General features: G+C 61.1%; 3 protein-coding genes. All 3 read left to right on the top strand.

All coding sequences use genetic code 11. From position 1 onward, the window contains the following. On the top strand, nt 1-495 hold a 495-nt coding region (locus tag QZ079_RS09010; protein WP_297037515.1), incomplete at its 5' end, for an IMP dehydrogenase. A gap of 178 nt (nt 496-673) precedes the next feature. After that, entirely contained in the window at nt 674-1,561 is an 888-nt protein-coding gene (locus QZ079_RS09005; protein ID WP_297037514.1) for a hypothetical protein, read from the top strand. A gap of 185 nt (nt 1,562-1,746) precedes the next feature. Then, nucleotides 1,747-2,666 (top strand): class I tRNA ligase family protein (locus QZ079_RS09000; RefSeq protein ID WP_297037513.1); only part of this gene is annotated, 920 nt, incomplete at its 3' end.

Below are 2,666 nucleotides of genomic sequence, written 5' to 3'. Positions count from 1 at the left end.
GCGCGCGACGAGGATTTCGAGGAGACCGGCGTCTACGTGCCCGTGTGCTCCGACGGCGGCATCGTCTACGACTACCACATGACGCTCGCCCTTGCCATGGGTGCCGACTTCATGATGCTCGGCCGCTACTTCGCGCGCTTCGACGAGAGCCCCACCGCTCGCGTGAACGTGAACGGCCAGTACATGAAGGAATACTGGGGCGAGGGTTCAGCGCGAGCCCGCAACTGGCAGCGCTACGATCTTGGTGGCGCCTCGAAGCTCGCATTCGAGGAGGGCGTCGACTCCTACGTGCCCTACGCCGGCTCGCTCAAGGACGGCGTGAACGCCACGCTCTACAAGATCAAGTCCACGATGTGCAACTGTGGATCTCTCTCCATCAAGGAGCTTCAGCAGAAGGCGCGCCTCACGCTCGTGAGCTCGACTTCGATCGTCGAGGGCGGTGCGCACGACGTCGTGGTGAAAGATCGCAACCACCAGACGGTGAGCTACCAGTAAGATACAGCTATCGTTTCGTTGCACGACAACACATCCTGCTCGATTGGGGCGCTTCTCATATGAGGGGCGCCCTCTTCGTTTCAACGAACCGTTTAGGCTTTGATCAGGTCCTGGTTTTAGGAATTCCTTACGCCATCGCATACAATAGGATTCGCTGAGTTGCCGAGGTAGGGGAGGAATGATGTCGGAGCAGGGTGCGGGCGCCGATTCAACTGTCGTAGATGAGGCCTCCGGGTCTGCCATGGCTGGCGATACCAGCGAGAACTGCACCTCCACAAGCGCTGTGGACGTCGCGCACGACGCGGGTCTCGAGGATGCTCCCGATAGCTTTGACGCACTCGATGACGAAGGTGCGTCCGAGGACGAAGATACCCTCGATGACGAAGGTGCGTCCGAGGACGAAGATACGGAAGATGTTGGAACGTCGCGTCGTGCCGCGCTTGCCCGCGGCGCTCGCGAGAAGCTCGCTTCCCTCGACATGACCGATATGCGCTCATCGTTCGGCGGCACCGCCAAACAGGCGTATTCCGGCGCCCGGACGTTTTTCGCCAACCACGAGACGGTGGCCGTCCTCACCGGCATGGCATGCGCGTTCCTGCTCGTCTGCATCGCCTTCGCAATCGTGTATAGCTTCGTGATCAAAGGCGCGACCATCTCGCGTGACAACCTTCCTGAACATCTTTCCAACCAGCTGACGCCGGTCGAGAACCATGAGCTCCCGCACCTTTCGCTGCACGTGCTTGACATCACCACCGACTCCTATCCGACCGTCCGGGCGAAGATCAGCGTAGCGCCTGAAGACGAGGGCGAACTTCCCGTGCTTGATGCCGCTTCATTCAGCGTTGAGGCGTTCAATGCCGAAGATGCGCCCATCGAGGTGACCATCGAAGGCGTCGAAGCGGGAGAGCACGCCGGGGAATACACGATTAGCTTCGTGGTGGAAGCAGGCGGCGACGGCGTCAAGCAGCGCATCGAGCTCACCCTCGTTCCCGAGAGCGGCTATCGCGGTGGTGCGAGCATTGGGTTCTACGCGCCTTCATCTCGAGGCGACGACGAGAAAAAGTAAGTTCTGCTTGCGACCGGTGCGTCGCGGCGGTTCGCGGTGCCGCGCGCTGCGACCGTGTGATTCTTAGCCACACGCTGCCTCGTTCCTTCGACAAAAGACATCCGCGGCGCGTCTTGCCGTGCCGCTTGCGCGCAAAACCTGATAGAATTTCGAACGTTACCGTTTTAGACCCAAGGAGCGCTCGTATGTGCGACCATTGCAGCGAACCGCATAAGCCAGGCGAGATTCCCGCCTACGATGCCCAGGCCATCGAGGCCAAGTGGCAGAAGGCGTGGGAGGACGCGAACCTCTTCGCCGTCGACGAAGATCCCGCGAAGCCCAAGAAGTACGTACTGGAGATGTTCCCGTATCCCTCGGGCGACCTGCACATGGGCCACGCACGCAACTACACGATCGGTGACGCCATGGCGCGCCAGGCACGCATGCGCGGCTTTGATGTGCTGCACCCTATCGGGTTCGATGCGTTCGGCTTGCCCGCCGAGAACGCCGCCATCAAGCACAACACGCAGGCGGGCGAGTGGACCTATAAGAACATGGACCAGGCGCTCGCCACGATGAAGCGCATGGGCTTTTCCTACGATATGGACCGCTTGGTGAAGACCTGCGACCCCGACTATTACAAGTGGGGTCAGTGGATTTTCGAGAAGCTTTGGGAGCGCGGGCTTGTCTACCGCAAGAAGAGCCCGGTCAACTGGTGCCCCGGCTGCAACACCGTGCTCGCGAACGAGCAGGTGACGGAAGGCCATTGCTGGCGCTGCGGCTCGGTGCCCGAGAAGCGCGAGCTCGAGCAGTGGTACTTCAAGATCACCGATTACGCTCAGGAGCTCTTGGATGACCTCGAGAAGCTTCCCGGATGGCCTGAGCGCGTGAAGCAGATGCAGGCTAACTGGATCGGCCGCTCCGAGGGAGCCGAGGTCGATTTCACCCTTTGCGATGCGGACGGGCAGCCCATTCAGGGCGATGAGGGCAAGATCACCGTCTTCACCACCCGTGCCGACACGCTCTTCGGCTGCACGTTCTTCTTGCTCGCGCCTGAGTACAAGGGGCTCATGGAGCTCGTCGAGGGCACTGAATATGAGGCCGACGTGCGCGCGGTCGTTGCGGG

The sequence above is a fragment of the uncultured Enorma sp. genome, assembly GCA_905210055.1.
Taxonomy (GTDB): domain Bacteria; phylum Actinomycetota; class Coriobacteriia; order Coriobacteriales; family Coriobacteriaceae; genus Enorma.
Note: the sequence above shows the minus strand (reverse complement) of the source record. Positions and strands in the feature narration are given on the sequence as shown.

Bases quoted from the DNA above. Each gene is read 5' to 3' on its own strand.
- QZ079_RS09005 (WP_297037514.1), top strand. From the start codon at position 674: ATGATGTCGGAGCAGGGTGCGGGCGCCGATTCAACTGTCGTAGATGAG.